Here is an 18,527-nt window from a genome sequence, read left to right as displayed (position 1 = left end):
GCCGGCATCGCCGTACCACGACCCGCCGACCCTGCGCCGAGCACTGCGAAACATGGCCCGGGGTGGAGAGCCGTGCCCGGTGGACGGGTGTGGTCACCGCGTTGGACCAGTGCGCGTGTGCCGGCATCGCCGTACCACGACCCGCCGACCCTGCGCCGAGCACTGCGAAACATGGCCCGGGGTGGAGAGCCGTGCCCGGTGGACGGGTGTGGTCGCCGGCTAGACCAGGGCGCGTGCGCCGGTGCGCAGCACGTCCTCGTGCGCGTGCTGCAACTCGGGGGAGGGGTCCAGGCCGAGCTCCTCGCTGAGCAGGCCGCGGGCGTTCTGGTAGGCGTGCAGCGCCTCGCTGCGGCGTCCGCACCGGTTCAGCGCGACGACGAGCTGCGCGTGGAACCACTCGTTGAACGGGTGGGCGGTCACCAGCGCGCGCAGCTCGGCGATGAGCTCGTGGTGGTGCCCCAATTCCATTTCCGCCTCTATTCGGAGCTGCAGGGCGGCGATACGTCTTTCTTCCAGATGAATGGCATAACCATGCAGAAGCCGGCCGTAGTTGACGTTGGAAAGCGGCGCCCCGCGCCACAGCGCGAGCGCGTCCGCCGTTTTGAGGGCGGCACCCGCCGTACGGCCGTCATTACGCAGCGCACGCGCCTGCCCGACAAGGGTCTCGAAGGTCAGGTAGTCGGTCGCCTCGAATTCGATTCTGAAAATGTACCCCGGCGGCGACGTGGCGAGCATCCGGTTGGAGGTGGCCTCGCCGAGCTCGCGGGAGAAGGACTTCCGTAGCTGGTAGATGTAGGTTTGGGCGGTGGTGACCGCGCTGTGCGGGGGGTGGTCCCCCCACAGCTCCTCGATAATCGCGTCCAGGCTCACCACCTGGTTGGCGCGCATGAGCAGCAGCGCCAGAACCTGCCTTTGCTTGCTGGATGTCGGCGTGCACATCCGGCCACCGCTGACCACTTCGAGCGGACCTAAAAGATTGAATCTCACCGGAACCCTCCAAAGACGGGTGCAATGCCGTGCTGACGGCCGTCCTGCGCGGAGCTCCCTGCCGCGTGTCAAACGTAGTTCGGGGATATTTGCCGGTCAATGCGGGGGCGCGCAGTCTTAGGGAATAATTAAGATGTTGAATACGGGTTACCGGAAGCCCCTCCAGGGGGCGGGCCGGGGTGTGAGATCGGACATGGCCGCCCCGCCGTCGCCGCCCCTGGCGCTCGCCGGCGTCCCCGTCCGTCCCCTTCGTCCCCCTGCTCCGCGCTTCGCCGCGCGCGGTCCGCGCGCCCTCGATCGGGGCTCAAGGAGGGCCCGAGGAGGGCCCGAGGAGGGGCTGCGAGGTTTCGGATGCCGGTCCGAACCGCGGTCGCAGCATGGGAGGCGTCCACCATGTCCATCCCGGAGTCCATCTCGGAGTCGCGCACGCTCGACATCAGCCTCGCGGAGGGGGAGCCGCTCGCGGCCGCCGGCGACATCGCGGGCCCCCGGGTGGACGACCTGCTGCGCAGGGCGGCCGCGCGGGCGCCCTCGCGCGCCGCGCTGCGCTGGACGGGGGGCGAGATCACCTACGCCGAGCTCGACGCCCGCGTGGACCGGTGCGCCGCGGCGCTGGCCGGCCTGGGCGTCGGCCCCGGCGACGTCGTGGCGGTCGCCGCGGTGCTCGACCCGCTCTTCGCCGTCGGCTACTACGGGATCGCCCGCGCCGGGGCGGTGAGCGTGCCGGTGAACCCGCTGATGCGCGCCGAGGCGCTGGAGCACATCCTGCGCACCTCGGGCGCGGTGGCGGCGGTCCTGAGCCCGCAGGTGCGCGCCGCGCTGGACCCGGCGCTCGACCGCCTGCCGGAGCTGCGGCACGTCCTGCTCACCAGGCCCGACCCGGCCCGCCCCGAGGCCGTCGTGCTGGACGACCTGATGGCGCGGGCCCCCGTCGCGCCTCCGCCGTCCCGGGCGCCGGAGCCGGGCGGGCAGGACGTGGCGGCGCTGCTGTTCACCAGCGGCACGACGGGCGCGCCCAAGGCGGTGCGGCTCAGCCACCGCAACCTCACGGTGAACGCGGCCCAGACCGCGCACGCCCACCGGCTCACCCCCGGCTCGGTGATGTTCAACTACCTCCCCACGTTCCACCTGATGCACCTGAACATCGCCGTCCACGCCGCCTGCACGCAGATCCTGCACGAGGACCCGGACGTGTCCGCCTCCCCCGAGGCGGCCGTCCGCCAGGGCGTCACGCACTACTACAGCCTGCCCATGCGGCTGACGCGGCTCGCGGCGGACCCGCGCCTGGCCGAGATGCGGCTCCCCGGCGTGCGCGCCATCCTGTCCGGCGGCTCCGCGCTGGCGCCCGCGGTGACGAAGAGGCTCGCCGCCCACTTCGGCGTCCCGGTGGCGCAGGGCTACGGCCTGGCCGAGGCCTCGCCGCAGACCCACTTCGACCTGCTGGAGGACCCCCGGGCGGGGTCGTGCGGGCCGCCGTCGGCCGGTACGGCGTGCCGCGTCGTGGACGTGGACACCCGCCGCGTGCTTCCCGTGGGCGAGAAAGGGGAGATCCAGGTGCGCGGGCCGCAGCTCATGCTGGGGTACCTGGGCGAGCCCCCGTCGGCGCACCTGGACCAGGAGGGCTGGTTCTCCACCGGCGACATCGGCCGCATGGACCCCGAAGGCCGCCTGTTCGTGGTCGACCGGCTCAAGGACGTCTTCAAGTGCGACAACTTCCTCGTCTCGCCCACCGAGATCGAGCGGGTGCTCGCCCGCCACCCCGCCGTCGCCGACTGCGTGGTCCTCGACCGGCCGGACGAGTTCAGCGGGGCGGTGGCCTGTGCGCTGGTCGTCAGCTGCGTCCCCGGGACCGACCCGGCGGAGCTGGCCCGCTTCGTCGACGACCAGGTCCCCTACTACCAGCGGCTGCGGCACGTCGAGCTCGTCGAGACGATCCCGCGTTCGCAGAACGGCAAGATCCAGCGCCGGGAGCTGCGCGCCCGGCTGCTGGACGGGCCCGGTGCCGGCGCGGCACCGCAGAGCCGGGGCGCCGGGCGACCGGAGGGCCGTGGCACCGATGAGAGGAGCAAGTCCGTGGTCACCATCATCAACAAGCTCACCGTCACGGGGGACCCGATCGAGTTCGAGCAGCTGCTCGGCAAGATCAGCGGCTACATGAAGAGCCGCCCCGGTTTCGTCAGCCACCGCCTGTACCGCTCGCTGAAGGACCCCAACGTGTTCGTCGAGACCGGCGAGTGGGAGGACATGGCCTCCCACCAGCAGGCCGTGATGGGCAGCGGGTTCCAGGAGGTCCTCCCGGAGCTGATCAAGCACGCCAAGGCCGAGATCGACCTCTACCAGACGGTCGAGGACTGATCGCCGATGACCACCGACGCCGGGCTCCACACGGTGATGCTCATGCGGGAGCTGGCGCTGAGCGCCGGCTACGCGGGCATCCTGCGCGCCGCCGCCGAGCTGCGGCTCGCCGACGCCCTCGGCGAGGCCCCCGCCACGGTCACCGAACTGGCCCTGGAGGTGGACGCCGACCCTGAGGCCCTCGCCCGCCTGCTGCGCGCGCTGGCCGTGCACGGCGTCTTCGCCGAGGACGGGCAGGGACGCTACACCCACACCGAGATGTCGCGGCTGCTGCGGGCCGACGCGCCGCGCAGCATGCTCTACATGGTGCTGTGGGCCACCGAGCCCTGGACGTGGGCGCTGTGGGGCCGGCTCGCCGAGGCCGTGCGCCGGGGCGGCGAGGTGTTCGGCGAGGTCTACGGCAAGGACTTCTTCACCCACCTGCACGAGGACGCCCCGGACTCGGCGCAGGTGTTCGACCGGGCCATGACCCAGTCGAGCGTCATGTCCGCGCGCATGGTGGCCGAGATGCTGGACCTCGACGGGGCGGGCGTGGTCGCCGACATCGCCGGCGGCCAGGGCTACCTGCTGGCCACACTCCTGGAGCGCCACCCCACGGTGCAGGGGGTGCTGTTCGACCTGCACAAGGTGCTGCTGAACCCCGACCCGCGGCTGGCGGAGGGCGGGACCCTGGCCGGGCGCGCCCGGCTGGTGCCCGGCGACTGCCGCGAGTCGGTCACCCCCGGGGCCGACGTGTACGTGCTGAAGAACATCCTGGAGTGGGAGGACGAGAGCACGCTGCGCGCCCTGCGCAACGTCAGGGCCGCCGCGCGTCCCGGCGCCAAGGTCGTCGTCATCGAGAACCTGGTCGACGGCAGCCCTGAGATGAAGTTCGCCACCGCCATGGACCTGTTGCTGCTGCTGAACGTCGGCGGGCGCCGGCACACCAAGGACGGGCTGGTCGGGCTGATCGGCCAGGCCGGGCTGGAGGTCACCGGCCTGCGCCGGGTCGGCCCGTACCTGCACATGATCGAGAGCACCGTGCCGGGCGCCTGACCCGCGCGGCGCGGGACGGAGGCGAGGGGGGCGGGCACGAGCGGATCGTGCCCGCCCCCTCACCCATGCCCGGAACGGCCGGACGTCCCCCCAGGAAAAAGCCCTGCACCCGGGAAGAGCCCCGCCGGCCGGAAGGGACCCGCCGACCGGCAAGAGGCCCGCCGAGCGGGAGGAACCCGTCGACCGGGAAGAGTCCTAGGAGACGGCGGAAGGCCCCGGCCGGGTGGGCCGGGGCCTGGTCGGTCGGACGGGCGGGTCAGGCGGGTGAGGCGGGTGAGGCGGCGCCGGGGACGAACAGCTCCGCCGAGACGCGCAGGCCCGGGTCGCCGTAGGCGATCTTCTTGAGCATCGAGCGGTAGACGGGGGAGCGCGACACGACCCGCGCCAGCGCCGGCCGCACCATCGAGGCGAACCCGCCGGTGGAGAGCATGACCCTGCTCTGCGCGCGCTGGATCCTGGTCATGCTGTCCACGCTGGGCCTGCGCCTGAGGGTGAAGGCGCCGAGGAACGACGCCCGGGCGTCGTGGGACCGCAGGGAGGCCAGCAGGATCGGATGGACCGCCACCGCGTCCTGGATGGCCAGGTTGATGCCCTGGGCGCCGATCGGCCCGTGGGTGTGCGCGCTGTCGCCGATCAGCACCAGCCCGTCCCGCACCCACCGGTCGGCGCCGCCGGCGAACACGTCCAGCAGGGTCAGGTCGGTGAGCGCGCCGATGCGCTCGCGCACCAGGTCGGCGTACTCGGGGATCGCCGCGCAGATCTGCCGCTTGACGTGGTCCACGCCCTCGGCGGCCAGAGCGGCGTAGCCCTTGTGCGGGAGCGTCCAGCCGACCTGCACGCCGTCGGGCACCGAGGCGTAGGTGAGCACCGGGTTTCCGCCGTCCAGGAACACCCTGACCACGCGGGGCGGCGCCCCGGCGGCGGGCAGCTTGAACCACAGCACGTCCTGGTCGAAGACGTCAAGGCGGGTGTAGCCGATGCCGGCCAGGCGGCGCACCTTGGAGTACCTGCCGTCCGCGCCGACCACGCAGTGCGCGACGATCGCGTGCCGGCCGCCCCGTCCCTCGCACAGCGCGCCCCTCACCGCGCCGTCCTCCTCCAGCAGTCCGGTGACCCGGGTCCCGCCGAGGTAGGTGAAGCGGTCGTGGCGCAGGCAGTGCTCCAGCAGCTCCTGGAGCAGGTGGGGCTGCGGGATGGCGAGCAGGTGGTTGTGCGGCCCGGGCAACCGGCGGTAGTCGCCGTCCAGCAGCACCCTGCCCCGGTCCACGAGCTGGAACCTGTCGTGCTCGTGGCTGCCGCGCTCGCGGGCCCCGGCGAGCACGCCGAGCGAGTCCAGCAGCGCCGTCCCGCCGGGTTGCAGGATCTCGCCGCGGTACTCGCGGTCGAAGGACGACGCCCGCTCGACGAGCGTGACCCGCGCGCCCGAGCGCAGCAGGACCAGCGCCAGCGTCAGACCGGCGGGACCGCCGCCGACCACGCAGAAGTCGGTCTCGATCTGCCTCTCGGGACTCTTCCCGGCGTCCTGATCGGTGTCCTGATCGGCGTCCACCCTGGTGTCCGCCGTGGTGTCCCGCCTGGTGTCGGCCGTGGTGTCCTCCGTGGTGTCCGCCGTGGTGTGTCGGCCGGTGTCCGTCATCGCCGTCCTCGTTCCTGTCACCGCGGCGGGGCCGCCCGGCCCAACCCCGGTCATGAAAGCAGCCCCAGGCCGCCGTCCACGTTGATCACCTGGCCGTTGATCCAGGCGGCCTCGCCCGTGCTGAGCAGGGCGACGACCGCGGCGACGTCCTCCGGCGTGGTCAGCCGCCCGGCGGGCGTGCGCCGCGCCAGGAAGCGGATCGCCTCGGGGTTCGGCGTGTCGGGCCCCTTGTCCAGCTTGGTGGTGGAGACGCCGTTCACGGTGACGCCGTGCGGGCCGAGCTCGACCGCCAGATAGCGCACCAGGCTCTCCAGCGCGGCCTTGGCCACCCCGAGGCTGACGTACATGGGGATCACGCTGTGCGCGCCGACGCTGGACACGGCGATGACCCGCCCGTCGTCGCCCATCAGCCCCTCGAAGGCCGGTGCCGCGAACAGCAGCGGGTTCAGGGCGGCGGCGACGTCCCCGTGCAGCGCCGCGACGTCGGGCCGGATGGCCGGCATGGGACGCCAGGACGCCGCGTTGTGCACGAACACGTCCAGCCGGCCGAAGCGGCGGCGGATCGCGCCGAGCAGGCGGGCCACCGCGTCGCGGGCCGTCATGTCGGCCCGCATGGTCAGCGCGGTGCCGCGCAGCCCGGCCAGGCCGCGCAGCGCCTCGTCGGCGTCCTTGTCGGAGTGGGCGTAGTTGAGGATCACATCGCAGCCGGAGGCGCAGAGCTTGCGCGCGATGGCCAGCCCGAGGCCGCGGGTGGCCCCGGTGACGAGCGCGACCCTCCCGTCGAGCCGCACGGAGGGGTCGGGCGCGGTGAGCGGGTCACTCACCGCGCGCCCCCGCGCCCGTCCGGGACTCGACGAAGGACTTCGCGTGCCGCAGCGTCGTGGTGCTGTTCGCGCTCAGCGCCTGCCGCACCCGCGTGCGGGCCTCGGCGAGGGTGGCGTCCGGGCCGAGGAGCTCCTTGACCGCCTCGGGGCGGATCACCACCGTGTGGGAGGAGGTCACCTCGACGCCCTCGCCGCTCTCGCGGAACGACCAGCACCCCGTGTGCGCCGTCATGATCGCGGGCACGACGACCTGCTTGTAGACGATGCGCGAGCAGGGCGTGCACACCCGCACCGACGAGGTGGTGTGCGTCGACCCGTCGGGGGACCTGGTGTCCATCTCCATGACCTGCAGGCCCGGCACCTGTTCGGTCAGCTCGACGCGCGCCACGTGCGGCAGCCGCTCCGGCCAGTCCTGGCACCGGTAGATGTAGTCGTAGGCGTCCTTCGCCGGGCCGTCGATGAGCACGGTGTCGTCGAACGACAGCATCAGCTCGCCGAAGGCCAGGCTGCGTTCGGCCGACTCCTTCAACCCGGCCAGCTCCTTGTCGCTGTTGCGGTCGACCGCGCGCCGGATCCACTCGACCTTCTCGGGGTCGTCGCCGACGGCCGCGAAGTCGTGCTTGAGCACGACCTCGGTCCGCCCGCCGGGCAGGGGGCGGATCACCCACTCGCCGCCCATGGACGCGGCCGGCGGGCGCGGGTCACGCTGGCGGAAGGCCACCCGGCGCTCCTCGCGGCGCAGGGACCGGGCGGAGGTCCAGCTCCGCACCTCTCCGTTGGCGGTCGCCCAGATCCTGATCAGCTCCTCGGTGTCGTCGCCCTCGGCCCGCTCGGCGTGGATCGTCGGCCCGAAGTGCAGAGGCCAGGCGCCGACGTCGGCGATCAGCCCGTAGACGGCGTCCGAGGGCGCCGCGATCGTGACGGTGTGTTCGGTGACGTACGTGGTCTCCACAGCTGCTCGCCCTTTCCGCGCCTCAGTAGTTGCCGAGCCCGCCACAGATGTTGATCGCCTGGGCCGTGACCGGGGCCGCCGCGTCGCTGACCAGGTAGGACACCATCGCCGCCACCTCCTCGGGGGTCGTGTAGCGGCCCAGCGGGATCTTGGCCTCGAAGCGGCGCAGCACCTCTTCCTCGGAGATCCCCCAGTGGGCGGCGTACCCCTGCCGGACCCGCTCGGCCATCGGCGTCTCGACGTACCCGGGGCACACCGCGTTGACGGTGACGCCGGTCGGGGCCAGCTCCAGGCCCAGGGCCTTGCTGAAGCCGACGACGCCGTGCTTGGAGGCCGAGTACGGCGCGCCGAGCACGACGCCCTGCTTGCCGCCGGTGGAGGCGATGTTGACGATGCGCCCGAAGGACCGGCCGGCCAGGCCGCCGGCGGACAGGACCTCCCGGGTGACCAGGAAGACCCCGGTGAGGTTGGTGTCGATGACGCTGTGCCACAGCTCGTCGGGGATCTCCGCGGTGACCCCGCCGCCGCTGCGCCCGGCCGCGTTGACCAGGATGTCGACCGGCCCGTACCGGTCGGTCGCGGCGGCGACCAGGGCCCGCACCTCCTGCGCGGACCGCACGTCGCAGCTCGTGCCGTCCACCTCCAGGCCCTCCTCCGCCAGGTCCTTGACGGTGGCGGCCACGTCGGCGGCGGTGCGGGCGCAGATGTACACCCGGATGCCCGAGCGTGCGAGCGCCCGCGCCACGCACAGCCCGATCCCGCTGGTGGCTCCGGTCACCAGTGCGGTCCTCGGCGCTTGGTCTGTCATGGGGGCTCCCTCCGCGTAAGGTCGGCTCACCGGGCCCCGGCCCGGGCGTCCGCCGTGCCGCGCCGTGCCTCGGCGACATAGCCCGGCAGGTACTTCTCGAACACCCCGGCGTAGTAGCCGGGGCCGAATCCGCACAGCTTCACCTCGGGCACCAGCTCGGTGAGCTTGGCGATGGAGATGTCGTGCCTTCCCTCGTCGCGCACCTCGACCAGACGCTTGTCGGCGACCATGCCGAGCCGTTCCTCCAGGTGGGCGACGACGGTCTGCACGGGGATCGCCACGCCCGAGCCGACGTTGACGACCTCCCGCCGCACGCCGAGGGCGAGCAGCCGGTCCAGGCACATCACCACGTCGGCGATGTCGATGAGGTCCCGGCACACTCCGCGGTGGATGTACACGGTGCCGGACAGGATCTGCCGCACGAGCGCCGGCGGGAACTGGTGCGGCCTCTGGTGCGGGCCGACCAGGTGCGTCAGCCGCAGGACCAGGTGGTCCAGCCCCGAGTCGCGCAGTACGGCCTCCATCGCCAGCTTGTGCCGCGCGTACGGCGTGCTGGGGAAGACCGGGCCCCGCTCACGGCCCGGCGGGCCGTGGGTGCCGTACATGCCCTTGGACGCCGTCGACAGGTAGACCAGCCGGCGCCTGCGGGCGCGGCAGCGCTCGACGACCTCGTACAGCATGGTCGCCTCGCGCGCGAAGTCCTCCATCGAGGCGTTCGATCCGCTGGACACCCCCGCCGCGAACACCACGGTCCCGGGGTGCGAGCCGGCGATCGGCTCCAGATTTCGCGCGACGAACCCGCGCCCGACGATCTCCACCGGCTCACTCCTCGCGCTCAACGGTCTCGGTCGAGCATCCGGAGGTCCGTTCGGGCGGGGTTCGACTCCCGCTCGAGCCCGCGCTCCCGTCCGGTCCTCGGCTCTACCTCCAGGAGGGCTCGAGAGCGGCGCCGCACCATGCGGCAGCAGAGACCGAAGGCGAATCCACGGCCCTTTCAGGAGGACGCGGCATGACCGCAGACCAGGCGACAGCCGAGAAGCTCATCGACATGATCATGAACTACTCCCGGGCGCAGCTCGTGCGCAGCGCCGTGGAGCTGAACATCGCCGACCGGCTCGCCGGGGGCCCGCGCACCGCGGGTGAGCTCAACGAGGAGATCGGCGGCCATCTCGACGCGCTGAGCCGCTTCCTCAAGGCGTGCACCGCGATCGGCCTGCTGGAGGAGCCCGAGCCCGAGCGGTTCGCGCTCGCGCCGCTCGGGGAGTTCCTGCGGACCGACACCCACGCCGGCTCGGCGATCTCCAAGGTGGCGCTCGGCGCGGCCGGCCCGGGCATGTACCGGATGGGCGAGTACTTCACCGAGGTGGTGATGACCGGGCAGCCGGTCGCCAAGTCGGCCTTCGGCCTGGACTTCTACGACTACTACGCCGCCAACGCGGTCGAGGGCGCCCGGTTCGGCGAGATGATGGCGCTGATGACCCACGGCTGCGCCGAGGCGCTGGCCACCACCTTCGACTTCGGCCCCTACCGGAAGATCATCGACATCGGCGGCGGGCACGGCATGCTGCTCAGCCGCATCTTGGAGGCCGCGCCGCACACCACGGGGGTGGTGTTCGACATGCCCGAGACGGTGGCCGGGGCACGCAAGTACATGGAGGAGCAGGGCCTGGCCGACCGCGCCGAGTTCGTGGCGGGTGACTTCCACTCCGAGCTGCCCTCCGGCGGCGACCTCTACACGATCAAGACGGTGCTGTGCGACTGGGACGACGAGCATGTCGCGCGCATCCTGGCCAACCTGCACCGGGCGACCACGCCGGGCACCGAGGTGCTGCTCATCGACTGGATCATGCCGGCGGACGCCTACGGCAACAAGGACTTCCTCATCGGCCTGTACCTGGGCAGCTTCAACATGCTCGCCCAGTCGGGCGGCAAGATCCGCACGCTGGCGGAGTGGACGGCGCTGATCGAGGGCGCCGGCTTCCAGATCAGCGACACCCTCACCCTGCCCGACCCGCCCACCCACTGGGACGTGCTCCGGCTCACCCGCCGTTAGACGCGACCAGGGCCCGCGTCCCCGCAGAGGGCGGCGCGGGCCCTTCGCCGTCCCCGGGCGCCGGCGGGGAGGTCAGGAAGGGCGGGCGGCGGCGCCGCGCAGCCGGGGCAGGAAGCCGTCGAGCAGGCAGTCGAGCCCGTAGGCGAAGTCGAGGTCGGGATCGCTCTCCTCGCCCTCCTGCTCGATGAGGCGGCTGAAGGTGGGGTAGCCGCCGCCGGCCACCACCTCCTCGATGTAGGGCTGCACGGTGGCCGCCCACTGCTCCTCGGTCATCCCGTTGCGCCGTTTGGCCTCCTCGCCGGCCAGTTCCTGCAGGACGAAGCCGGTGACGTAGCTGGTCGTGGCGCCGACCATGCGCGCCATCTCGGGCAGGCGCAGCCCGTGCCCGTCCAGGGCGGCCAGGGTGTACTCCAGGTGGCGCAGCGCGTGCGGGCCGAGCGGCGCCCGCGAGGAGGCGGCCGCGACGAACCACGGGTGGCTGCGCAGCACCGCGCGGGTTTGGGTGGCGATGAGCACCAGCGCCGCGCGCCAGTCTCCCGCGGACCTCTCGGGCAGCTCGATCATGCCGTAGACCTCGTCGACCATCAGGTCGAGCAGGTCGTCCTTGTCGGGGATGTGCCGGTAGAGCGACATGGTGCCCGCGCCGAGCCGCACGGCGATGGCGCGCATCGACAGCGCGCCCAGCCCCTCGGCGTCCGCGATCTCGATCGCCGCGGCCACGATCTGCTCCCTGGTCAGCGCCGGGCGGCGGGCCGAGCCGGAACGCCCGAGGCGCGACCACACCAGCCCCGCGCGCGGCGCGGGCCCCCCGCCTTGTCGCTCGCCCATGCGCATCTCCCTTCACGTGCCCGGACGCCCTGCGGCTCCGGCGAGTTCCCCCACCGTCCATTATCCGGGTTGCGTACACCGCACCCTGGGGCGTACGCTCGTATCATAAAGCGTACTAAGTACGCATGGCAATGGCGGAGAGGAGGCAGGCGATGGCGGACACAGAGGCTCCCGTGATCGAGGCGGAGGGCCTGCGCAAGCGATACAAGAAGACCATCGCGCTCGACGGCGTCGATCTGGCCATAAAGCCCGGCACCATCTGCGGCCTGCTCGGGCCGAACGGCGCGGGCAAGACGACCGTGATCCGCATCCTCACCACCCTGCTCCGCCCCGACGGGGGCACCGCGCGGGTGGCGGGCTACGACACCGTCAAGCAGGCCGAGCTCGTGCGCTACCGCGTCGGGCTCGCCGGCCAGTACGCCGCGGTGGACGAGCTGCTCACCGGCCGCGCCAACCTGGAGATGATCGGCCGCCTGTGCCACCTGCCCCGCAAGGAGGCCCAGCGGCGCGCCGACGAGCTGCTGCACCGCTTCGCCCTCACCGACGCGGCCGAGCGGCTGGCCAAGACCTACTCCGGAGGCATGCGCCGCCGCCTGGACCTGGCGGCCAGCCTCACCGTCGAGCCGCCCATCCTGTTCCTGGACGAGCCCACCACCGGCCTCGACCCGCGCAGCCGCGCGGGCATGTGGACGCTGATCGCCGAGCTGGTCGAGGCCGGCACGACGGTCCTGCTCACCACCCAGTACCTGGAGGAGGCCGACCGCCTGGCCGACCAGATCGTCGTCATCGACGCGGGCAAGGTGCTGGCCACCGGCTCGCCGGCCGAGCTGAAGGCCGCCACCGGAGGCGAGCACGTGGACGTCGTCGTGCGCCGCGACGACGAGGTCGAGACCGCCCGCGCCGCCCTCGCCCGCCTGGCCTCGGCGCGCCCCCGGGTCGAGCGCCACCTGCGGCGCATCACCGTCCCGGTGACCGGCGGGCCCGCGGCCCTGGTCGAGGCGGTCCGCGAGCTGGACGCCCGCTCGGTCGGCATCGACGACATCTCCCTGCGGCGCCCCACCCTCGACGACGTCTTCCTGCGCCTGACCGGGCGGCTCGCCGACCGGTCGGGCGACACCCCCACCACCGACGAACTGACCTCGCAGGGAGCGGCACGATGAGCATCCCCGGCACTCTGGTCCTGCCGCTGCCCCCGCGCGGCTGGCGCTCGCGCCTGCGCTGGACGGTGGCCGACTCGCTGACCATCACCCGGCGCAACCTCAGCCACATCAGGCAGGTGCCCGAGCAACTGATCGACGTCACCCTGCAGCCCATCATGCTGGTGCTGCTGTTCGCCTACGTCTTCGCGGGCGCCATCCACATCAGCGGGGGCGACTACCGCGAGTACCTGGTGCCCGGCATCTTCGTGCAGTCCATCTTCTTCACCGCCGGCGGCACGGCGGTGAACGTCTCGCTGGACATGACCCGCGGCATCAACGACCGGTTCCTGTCGCTGCCGATGGCGCGGTCGGCGGTGCTGCTCGGCCGCACGGTGTCCGACCTGTTCGAAAGCGCCATCAGCCTGGTCATCATGGCGCTGTGCGGGCTCATCGTCGGCTGGCGGGTGCACACCGACCTCGGCTCGGCCGCCGCCGGGTTCGCCATGCTGCTCGTGCTGGCCTACGCGGTGAGCTGGGTGGCGACCTACGTCGGCCTGGTCACCCGCGGGCCCGAGGCCGCGACCGGCGTGACCATGGCCGTGCTGCTGCCGCTGACCTTCGTCGCCAACACCTTCGTGCCGACCGAGGGCATGCCCGCGCTCGTGCGCCCCATCGCCGAGTGGAACCCGATCAGCGCCGCCGCGGCGGGCGCGCGCACGCTGTTCGGCAACCCGAGCGTGATGCCGCAGGGCGGCGCCCCCGCCTGGCCGCTGCAACACCCCGTCCTTGCCACCTTCGCCTGGTCGGCGGTGCTGCTGGCGGTGTTCGCCTCGCTGGCGATCCACCGCTTCCGCAACGCCATGGCCCGCTGACCCCGCCCGCTGACCTCGTCCGCGGGCCTCCGGCGGGGCTCGACCGGCGACCGGCATCGTGACAGGACCCACGACGACAGGAGCGGACATGGATCTGAATCTGCGGGGCCGGTCGGTGCTGGTCACCGGGGCGAGCGGCGGCATCGGGCAGGCCATCGCGCGCGTCTACGCCGCCGAGGGCGCCAAGGTGGCCCTGACCTACCACACCGGTGCGGAACGGGCCGAGAAGCTCGCCGAGGAGCTGACCCGGAGCGGCGCGGCCGACGTCATGACCGTGCGCTACTCGCTGGAGGACCCGGCGACGGTGGCCGCCGCCGTCGCCGCCCTCGAACGCTGGGACGGCCCGGACGTGCTCGTCGCCAACGCGGTCCGCTGGGGCACCCGGCGCGCCCTCGGGCAGCGGCTCTGGGAGGTGCCCGAACACGACTGGGAGCCGGTGATCGGCCACAACGTCGCGCCGACCCTGCGCACCGTCCAGCTCGCGGTCCGCGGCATGGCGGCCCGGCGCTTCGGCCGCGTCGTGCTCATCTCCTCCCACGTCGCGCTCAACGGCCACCCCGGCCAGGAGTTCTACGGGGCGGCCAAGGCGGCGCTGCACGGCTTCTGCCGCAGCCTCGCCTGGGAGGCCGGCGGGGAAGGCGTGCTGGCGAACGTCGTGTGCCCGGGCCTGACCCTCACCGAGCGCGCCCGCACCGGCCTGCCCGACCACGTCAGGGAGGCCGAGGCGGCGCGCACGCCGACCGGCCGGCTGAGCTCGCCCGAAGACGTGGCGCGGACGGTGGCCTTCCTCGGCTCCCCGGCCAACGGCAACATCACCGGTCAGCTCCTCACGGTCGCCGGAGGCCGCTAGCGCCCCCGGCAAGGAAGGACGATCACCATGCGCATCATGCGGTTGCGTACGACGACCCCCATGGCGGCGGCCCTGCTGTTCGTGCTCCTCGCCGCCCCGGGCGGCTGCGGCGCCGGGGCGGCCATCACCGCCGACTCGGTCGCCCGCATCGGCGCCGACGCCTTCGCGGACGCCGGCCACCCCCTGGCCCACGGGCTCGACTGCACGGCCAAGTCCAAGGGCGCGGTCAAGTACGACGTCGACTGCACCGGCCGCACCAAGGACGGCAAGAAGGCCACCCTGACCGCCAAGAACGTGGCCGAGGACTCCCACGACGACGACGGCGTCTTCGTCGGCAAGGTGGACGGCAAGACCATCTTCAGCCGTAAGTGCCTCGCCTGCTGATCCTCGACCGGCTTTCGAGAGGCCGCTGTGAGCATGTGGTTCCCACCGGAACGGCCGAAGGGAAAGCCGTGGAACGCCGAATCGTCGACCTCGCGCACGTGGTGGCCGAGGACATGGTCGTGAGCCCGTTCATGCCCAGGCCCGTCATCGGCGCGATGCTCGACCGCGCCCAGTCGGCCCGCTTCCTCGCCGAGGGGGTGTCGTGCCTGATGTCGAAGATCGAGGTGGTCGGGAACACCGGCACCTACCTGAACGCCCCGTACATGTTCCACCAGGACGGCCCCGACCTGGCCGCACTCGACCTGGCGCGCCTGGTCGACCTGCCCGTGCGGGTCGTCCGGGTGCCCGAGGGCGTCGTCGCGATCGACCCCGAGGCGCTGGGCGAGCTCGGCGACCTCTCCGGCGCGGCGCTGCTGATCAACACCGGCCACGACCGCCACTACGGCGGCGAGGCCTTCTTCGCCGCCTCGCCCTTCCTGACCGCCGACGCGGTCAAGCACGTGATCGCGGCCGACCCGGTGCTCGTCGGCATCGACTCCCACAACATCGACGACGGGACCGACAACCACAAGCCCGCGCAGAACCTCCTGCTCGGCGCGGGCATGTGCGTCGTGCAGCAGCTCACCCGGCTCGGCGAGCTCCCCGAGCACGGCGCCCGGCTGACCGTGCTCCCCATGCCCGTCAAGGGCATGGCCAACATCCCCGTCCGCCCGGTCGCCCTGACCGGCTGACCCGGCACCCGCGCCGGGGAGGGGCCGGTACCTGGCGCGGTGACCATCTACGTGCACCCTCCCCGTCCCACCGGTGGCGCTGACCGGCTGAGCCGGCATCCGCGCCGAGGACGGGCCGGTACCTGGCGCGGTGACCACCTGCGTTCGCCCTCCCCGTCCGCCCGGTCGGCGCTGGCCAGCTGAGCCGGCGCCGACCGGCACCCGCGCCCGGGGACGGGCCGGTACCTGGCGCGGTGACCACCTATGTTCACCGGGCGCGGCTCTCCCCCCGCCACGTGCCGCAGATGATCGGCGCCGGGCCGGCGGGTCGTGGTACGGCGATGTCGGCGCCGGTTGCGGCGCCTGAGCCGGTGAGCGTTCCTGGACAGCGCGCTGACCAGGTAGGGGGCCAGCCTGCGGCGGCACCGGACGGCGTCGGGCCGGCGCCGCGCCGGGTCACCCCTGGTCGACCATGCGCATCATCGGCGGGGCGTAACGCTCGCCGGCGGCGCAGCCGGGCGGGAACAGCTCCTCGACCCGGCGCAGCTCGGCGGCGGTCACCGGCATCGCGGCCGCCGCCGCGTCGCGCCCAAGGTGGCCCGGGTCCAGCGTCCCGGGAATGACCGCGACGTCGCCGCCCCCGGACAGCAGCCAGGCCAGCGCCAGCTCGGCCGCGCCGTGCCCCAGCTCCGCGGCCAGGGCGGCGAATCGCGCGGCGAGGTCCAGGTTGCGGGCCAGCGCCTCGCCCTGGTGGCGCGGGTCGCGGTGACGCCAGTCGTAGGGCGGCAGCGCGTCCATGTCGGGCCGCTCCCCGGTGAGCATGCCCAGGCCGAGCGGGCGGTAGGCGACGAACCCGATGCCGAGCCGCCGGCACGCGGGCAGGATCTCCCGCTCCACGTGGCGCTCCCACAGGGAGTACTCGGTCTGCACGGCGGTGAGCGGCTGGACGGCGTGCGCCCGCTCGATCGTCGCCGCGGCGGCCTCGCACAGCCCGACGTGGCGCACCTTGCCCTCCGCCACCAGCTCCGCCATCGCCCCCATGGAGTCCTCCACGGGAACCGCGGGGTCGACGCGCGCCAGGTAGTACAGGTCGATGACGTCGGTGCCCAGCCGTTTGAGCGACGCCTCGCAGGATCGCCGGACCGCCTCAGGGCGCCCGTCCAGGCCGGGCGGGCCCGCGTCGCGGTGCACGACGCCGGTCTTGGTGGCGACGACGGCCTGCTCGCGCCGGCTGCCGAGCAGCCGTCCGAGGGCCTCCTCGCCCGCGCCGCCGCCGTAATAGTCGGCGGTGTCGAACATCCGCACTCCGAGGTCCAGGGCGCGTGCCACGGTGGCCGCCGCCCGCTCCCCGCGCCCGGCCGGCGTGGCCAGGCCCATGCAGCCCAGGCCCACCGCCGGCACCGTCAGTCCCTGTCCCAGGGTCGCCTCGCGCATCGCCGTGCCTCCTCGGTCGTCCAGCCCTCGGTCGTCCAGCCCTCGGTCGTCCAGCCCTCGGTCGTCCAGCCCTCGGTCGTCCAGCCCTCGGTCGTCCAGCCCTCGGTCGTTCAGCGCTCGGTCGTTCAGCGCTCAGTCGTTCAGCACGGCGACGGCCCGCGCCCAGCCGGCGCCCGCGCCCGCGATCTTGACGGGGAAGCAGACGACCTGGAAGCCGAACGGCTCGGGCAGCGCGTCCAGGTTCGCCAGCCGCTCGATCTGGCAGTACTCGCGCTGCCTGCCCAGGAAGTGCGCGGGCCACAGCACGCTCGTGTCGCCGGTCTCGTGGTAGGTCCTGATGATGTGCGGGAACGGCGCGTCCAGGCTGAAGGCGTCGGTGCCGATCACCTTCACGCCCATGTCGAGCAGCAGCCGCGTCGCCGGCCCGTCCAGCCCGGTGAAGTCGGTGAAGTAGGCCGGTGTGCCCACCCGGGCCGCCGCACCGGTGTTCAGCAGCACGATGTCGCCCGGGCTCGGGGTGTACCCGATCCTGGCCAGCTCCTTCTCGATCACCGTCGGCCCGGCGGCGCCCGTCCCGAACGAGGTGAGGTCCAGGACCACCCCGGGCGCGAAGAACCACTCCAGCGGCATCGCCTCGATCGTCCTCGGCGTGCCGTAGGAGGCGGTCGAGCCGTAGTGGGCGGGCGCGTCCACGTGGGTGCCGGTGTGCACCGTCAGCGAGAGGGTGTCGTTGTTGAGGAACTCCCCGCCGGGCAGGGCGTCCACGTCGAACTCGATGCCCATGTGGGCGCGCAGCTCCTCGCTCATGTGGCGCGCCCCCTCGGCCGGGGACATGGCCGTGTGGAGGACCGGGTCGGGTTCCCAGAAGCGCGCGTCGATGGGCGAGGACAGGTCGATCAGCCGCATTCCAACTCCCGCGTCACAGGTCGGCGGCCGGCTCGGGCGAGCCGGGGCTCACAGCCGTCACCGTCCACCGTGCTGCTCGAAAGGCGCTCGAGGCGGTCTCCAGCCGGCGCGGTCACGCTGGGCGGGTCACGCCACCACCGCGGAAGGGACGGCCCCATGGTGTTGCCATCGGTCATCGGCACCCTGTCGATCGACGAACTGCACGTGCGCGTGCAGCGCTTCTACGCCGAGCAGATGCGCCTCCTCGACACCGGAGCCACCGGCGAGTGGGCCGAGACGTTCACCGAGGACGGCACCTTCAGCGTGCCGACGTTCGCCGAGCCGGTCCGTGGCCGGGCCGCCATCGCCGCGGGGGCGCGGGAGGCGGCCAGGGCCCGGGCGGCGGCCGGCGTCGTCCACCGCCACTGGATGGGCATGCTCACCGTCGAGCCGGGCGAGGACGGCACCGTCCGCGCCCGCTCCTACGCCCTGGTCATCGAGACCCCGCTGGGGAAGGCGTCCAGCGTCCACCGCAGCACCGTGTGCGAGGACCTCCTGACCCCCTGCGCCGACACCTGGCAGGTCCGCGAACGCGTCGTCACCCGGGACGACCTGCCTGCCCGCTGACCCCCTCGGCCGCCCCGCCCGACGGTCCCGCCCGGCGCCGGCCCTCGCCCGCCGTGCGTGGGACGCGGGCGGCGCCGGCCGTGCGGGCGGCCGGTGAACGCCGACCGTCCGATGACCCGGCGTTGATCGTCGGCTGACCTTCCTCCCC

Annotated in this window: 18 protein-coding genes; 9 read left to right on the top strand and 9 right to left on the bottom strand. The window is 73.0% G+C overall.

Annotation, left to right across the window (positions count from 1 at the left end; translation table 11 throughout):
- Window positions 1-219: 219 nt before the first annotated feature.
- Window positions 220-939, bottom strand: coding sequence for an AfsR/SARP family transcriptional regulator (locus tag ABZT47_RS05280; protein WP_354836398.1), 720 nt, complete (start codon window positions 937-939; stop codon window positions 220-222).
- A 441-nt stretch (window positions 940-1,380) separates the two neighbouring features.
- On the opposite strand from ABZT47_RS05280, the gene ABZT47_RS05275 reads away from it, so the two are divergent.
- Entirely contained in the window at window positions 1,381-3,342 is a 1,962-nt protein-coding gene (locus tag ABZT47_RS05275; protein ID WP_354836396.1) for an AMP-binding protein, read from the top strand.
- Between the two features lie 6 nt (window positions 3,343-3,348).
- Window positions 3,349-4,377 (top strand): methyltransferase, encoded by a 1,029-nt coding sequence (locus ABZT47_RS05270; protein ID WP_354836394.1) that lies wholly within the window; start codon window positions 3,349-3,351, stop codon window positions 4,375-4,377.
- 256 nt (window positions 4,378-4,633) lie between these two features.
- Here the strand turns inward: ABZT47_RS05270 and ABZT47_RS05265 are convergent, their stop codons facing one another.
- The 5 genes from ABZT47_RS05265 to ABZT47_RS05245 are packed head-to-tail and all read right to left on the bottom strand — an operon-like array spanning window position 4,634 to window position 9,415.
- A complete protein-coding gene (locus ABZT47_RS05265; protein WP_354836392.1) occupies window positions 4,634-6,013 on the bottom strand; it encodes an FAD-dependent monooxygenase in 1,380 nt (459 codons plus the stop codon).
- Between the two features lie 50 nt (window positions 6,014-6,063).
- Complete coding sequence (locus ABZT47_RS05260) at window positions 6,064-6,837, bottom strand: SDR family oxidoreductase (RefSeq protein WP_354836390.1); 774 nt, start codon at window positions 6,835-6,837, stop codon at window positions 6,064-6,066.
- The gene (locus tag ABZT47_RS05255) at window positions 6,830-7,789 is read right to left on the bottom strand and encodes an aromatase/cyclase (RefSeq protein ID WP_354836388.1); all 960 of its coding nucleotides are present in this window, start codon (window positions 7,787-7,789) and stop codon (window positions 6,830-6,832) included. The genes ABZT47_RS05260 and ABZT47_RS05255 overlap by 8 nt, the downstream gene beginning before the upstream one ends.
- A 22-nt stretch (window positions 7,790-7,811) precedes the next feature.
- On the bottom strand, window positions 7,812-8,597 hold the full coding sequence (fabG, locus tag ABZT47_RS05250; protein ID WP_354836386.1) for a 3-oxoacyl-ACP reductase FabG: 786 nt from the start codon (window positions 8,595-8,597) through the stop codon (window positions 7,812-7,814).
- 26 nt (window positions 8,598-8,623) lie between these two features.
- Window positions 8,624-9,415, bottom strand: coding sequence for an NAD-dependent epimerase/dehydratase family protein (locus ABZT47_RS05245; protein WP_354836384.1), 792 nt, complete (start codon window positions 9,413-9,415; stop codon window positions 8,624-8,626).
- A 191-nt stretch (window positions 9,416-9,606) separates the two neighbouring features.
- On the opposite strand from ABZT47_RS05245, the gene ABZT47_RS05240 reads away from it, so the two are divergent.
- Window positions 9,607-10,650: a methyltransferase gene (locus ABZT47_RS05240; protein ID WP_354836382.1), complete on the top strand. Its 1,044-nt coding sequence runs from the start codon at window positions 9,607-9,609 to the stop codon at window positions 10,648-10,650.
- A 72-nt stretch (window positions 10,651-10,722) separates the two neighbouring features.
- Here the strand turns inward: ABZT47_RS05240 and ABZT47_RS05235 are convergent, their stop codons facing one another.
- Window positions 10,723-11,478: a TetR/AcrR family transcriptional regulator gene (locus ABZT47_RS05235; RefSeq protein ID WP_354836380.1), complete on the bottom strand. Its 756-nt coding sequence runs from the start codon at window positions 11,476-11,478 to the stop codon at window positions 10,723-10,725.
- A gap of 152 nt (window positions 11,479-11,630) precedes the next feature.
- Here ABZT47_RS05235 and ABZT47_RS05230 point away from each other — a divergent pair, with 152 nt between their 5' ends.
- The 5 genes from ABZT47_RS05230 (at window position 11,631) to ABZT47_RS05210 (ending at window position 15,454) form a co-directional block, all read left to right on the top strand.
- Entirely contained in the window at window positions 11,631-12,638 is a 1,008-nt protein-coding gene (locus ABZT47_RS05230) for an ATP-binding cassette domain-containing protein (RefSeq protein ID WP_354836378.1), read from the top strand.
- Window positions 12,635-13,489 carry an ABC transporter permease gene (locus ABZT47_RS05225; protein WP_354836376.1) on the top strand — a complete coding sequence of 285 codons (855 nt, stop codon included), beginning with the start codon at window positions 12,635-12,637 and terminating at the stop codon, window positions 13,487-13,489. The genes ABZT47_RS05230 and ABZT47_RS05225 overlap by 4 nt, the downstream gene beginning before the upstream one ends.
- Window positions 13,490-13,577: 88 nt before the next feature.
- The gene (locus ABZT47_RS05220; protein WP_354836374.1) at window positions 13,578-14,339 is read left to right on the top strand and encodes an SDR family NAD(P)-dependent oxidoreductase; all 762 of its coding nucleotides are present in this window, start codon (window positions 13,578-13,580) and stop codon (window positions 14,337-14,339) included.
- 27 nt (window positions 14,340-14,366) lie between these two features.
- A complete protein-coding gene (locus tag ABZT47_RS05215) occupies window positions 14,367-14,723 on the top strand; it encodes a hypothetical protein (RefSeq protein ID WP_354836372.1) in 357 nt (118 codons plus the stop codon).
- Between the two features lie 68 nt (window positions 14,724-14,791).
- Window positions 14,792-15,454: a cyclase family protein gene (locus tag ABZT47_RS05210; RefSeq protein ID WP_354836370.1), complete on the top strand. Its 663-nt coding sequence runs from the start codon at window positions 14,792-14,794 to the stop codon at window positions 15,452-15,454.
- Between the two features lie 435 nt (window positions 15,455-15,889).
- On the opposite strand, the gene ABZT47_RS05205 is transcribed toward ABZT47_RS05210, so the two are convergent.
- Together ABZT47_RS05205 and ABZT47_RS05200 are read right to left on the bottom strand one after the other, a co-directional pair.
- Window positions 15,890-16,867 carry an aldo/keto reductase gene (locus ABZT47_RS05205; RefSeq protein ID WP_354836368.1) on the bottom strand — a complete coding sequence of 326 codons (978 nt, stop codon included), beginning with the start codon at window positions 16,865-16,867 and terminating at the stop codon, window positions 15,890-15,892.
- A gap of 132 nt (window positions 16,868-16,999) precedes the next feature.
- Entirely contained in the window at window positions 17,000-17,773 is a 774-nt protein-coding gene (locus tag ABZT47_RS05200) for a cyclase family protein (protein ID WP_354836366.1), read from the bottom strand.
- 156 nt (window positions 17,774-17,929) lie between these two features.
- Here ABZT47_RS05200 and ABZT47_RS05195 point away from each other — a divergent pair, with 156 nt between their 5' ends.
- Window positions 17,930-18,379 (top strand): nuclear transport factor 2 family protein, encoded by a 450-nt coding sequence (locus ABZT47_RS05195; protein WP_354836364.1) that lies wholly within the window; start codon window positions 17,930-17,932, stop codon window positions 18,377-18,379.
- Window positions 18,380-18,527 lie beyond the last annotated feature (148 nt).

Origin of the sequence: Sphaerisporangium sp. NPDC005289 (genome assembly GCF_040607455.1) — a bacterium.
GTDB lineage: Bacteria > Actinomycetota > Actinomycetes > Streptosporangiales > Streptosporangiaceae > Sphaerisporangium > Sphaerisporangium rhizosphaerae.
Note: the sequence above shows the minus strand (reverse complement) of the source record. Positions and strands in the feature narration are given on the sequence as shown.

What these genes read in the sequence shown, in the direction of transcription:
- ABZT47_RS05280 (WP_354836398.1), bottom strand. Translation starts at nt 939, where the DNA reads ATGTGCACGCCGACATCCAGCAAGCAAAGGCAGGTTCTGGCGCTGCTG.
- ABZT47_RS05275 (WP_354836396.1), top strand. Translation starts at nt 1,381, where the DNA reads ATGTCCATCCCGGAGTCCATCTCGGAGTCGCGCACGCTCGACATCAGC.
- ABZT47_RS05270 (WP_354836394.1), top strand. Translation starts at nt 3,349, where the DNA reads ATGACCACCGACGCCGGGCTCCACACGGTGATGCTCATGCGGGAGCTG.
- ABZT47_RS05265 (WP_354836392.1), bottom strand. Translation starts at nt 6,013, where the DNA reads ATGACGGACACCGGCCGACACACCACGGCGGACACCACGGAGGACACC.
- fabG (WP_354836386.1), bottom strand. Translation starts at nt 8,597, where the DNA reads ATGACAGACCAAGCGCCGAGGACCGCACTGGTGACCGGAGCCACCAGC.
- ABZT47_RS05240 (WP_354836382.1), top strand. Translation starts at nt 9,607, where the DNA reads ATGACCGCAGACCAGGCGACAGCCGAGAAGCTCATCGACATGATCATG.
- ABZT47_RS05235 (WP_354836380.1), bottom strand. Translation starts at nt 11,478, where the DNA reads ATGGGCGAGCGACAAGGCGGGGGGCCCGCGCCGCGCGCGGGGCTGGTG.
- ABZT47_RS05230 (WP_354836378.1), top strand. Translation starts at nt 11,631, where the DNA reads ATGGCGGACACAGAGGCTCCCGTGATCGAGGCGGAGGGCCTGCGCAAG.
- ABZT47_RS05225 (WP_354836376.1), top strand. Translation starts at nt 12,635, where the DNA reads ATGAGCATCCCCGGCACTCTGGTCCTGCCGCTGCCCCCGCGCGGCTGG.
- ABZT47_RS05220 (WP_354836374.1), top strand. Translation starts at nt 13,578, where the DNA reads ATGGATCTGAATCTGCGGGGCCGGTCGGTGCTGGTCACCGGGGCGAGC.
- ABZT47_RS05215 (WP_354836372.1), top strand. Translation starts at nt 14,367, where the DNA reads ATGCGCATCATGCGGTTGCGTACGACGACCCCCATGGCGGCGGCCCTG.
- ABZT47_RS05205 (WP_354836368.1), bottom strand. Translation starts at nt 16,867, where the DNA reads ATGCGCGAGGCGACCCTGGGACAGGGACTGACGGTGCCGGCGGTGGGC.
- ABZT47_RS05200 (WP_354836366.1), bottom strand. Translation starts at nt 17,773, where the DNA reads ATGCGGCTGATCGACCTGTCCTCGCCCATCGACGCGCGCTTCTGGGAA.
- ABZT47_RS05195 (WP_354836364.1), top strand. Translation starts at nt 17,930, where the DNA reads ATGGTGTTGCCATCGGTCATCGGCACCCTGTCGATCGACGAACTGCAC.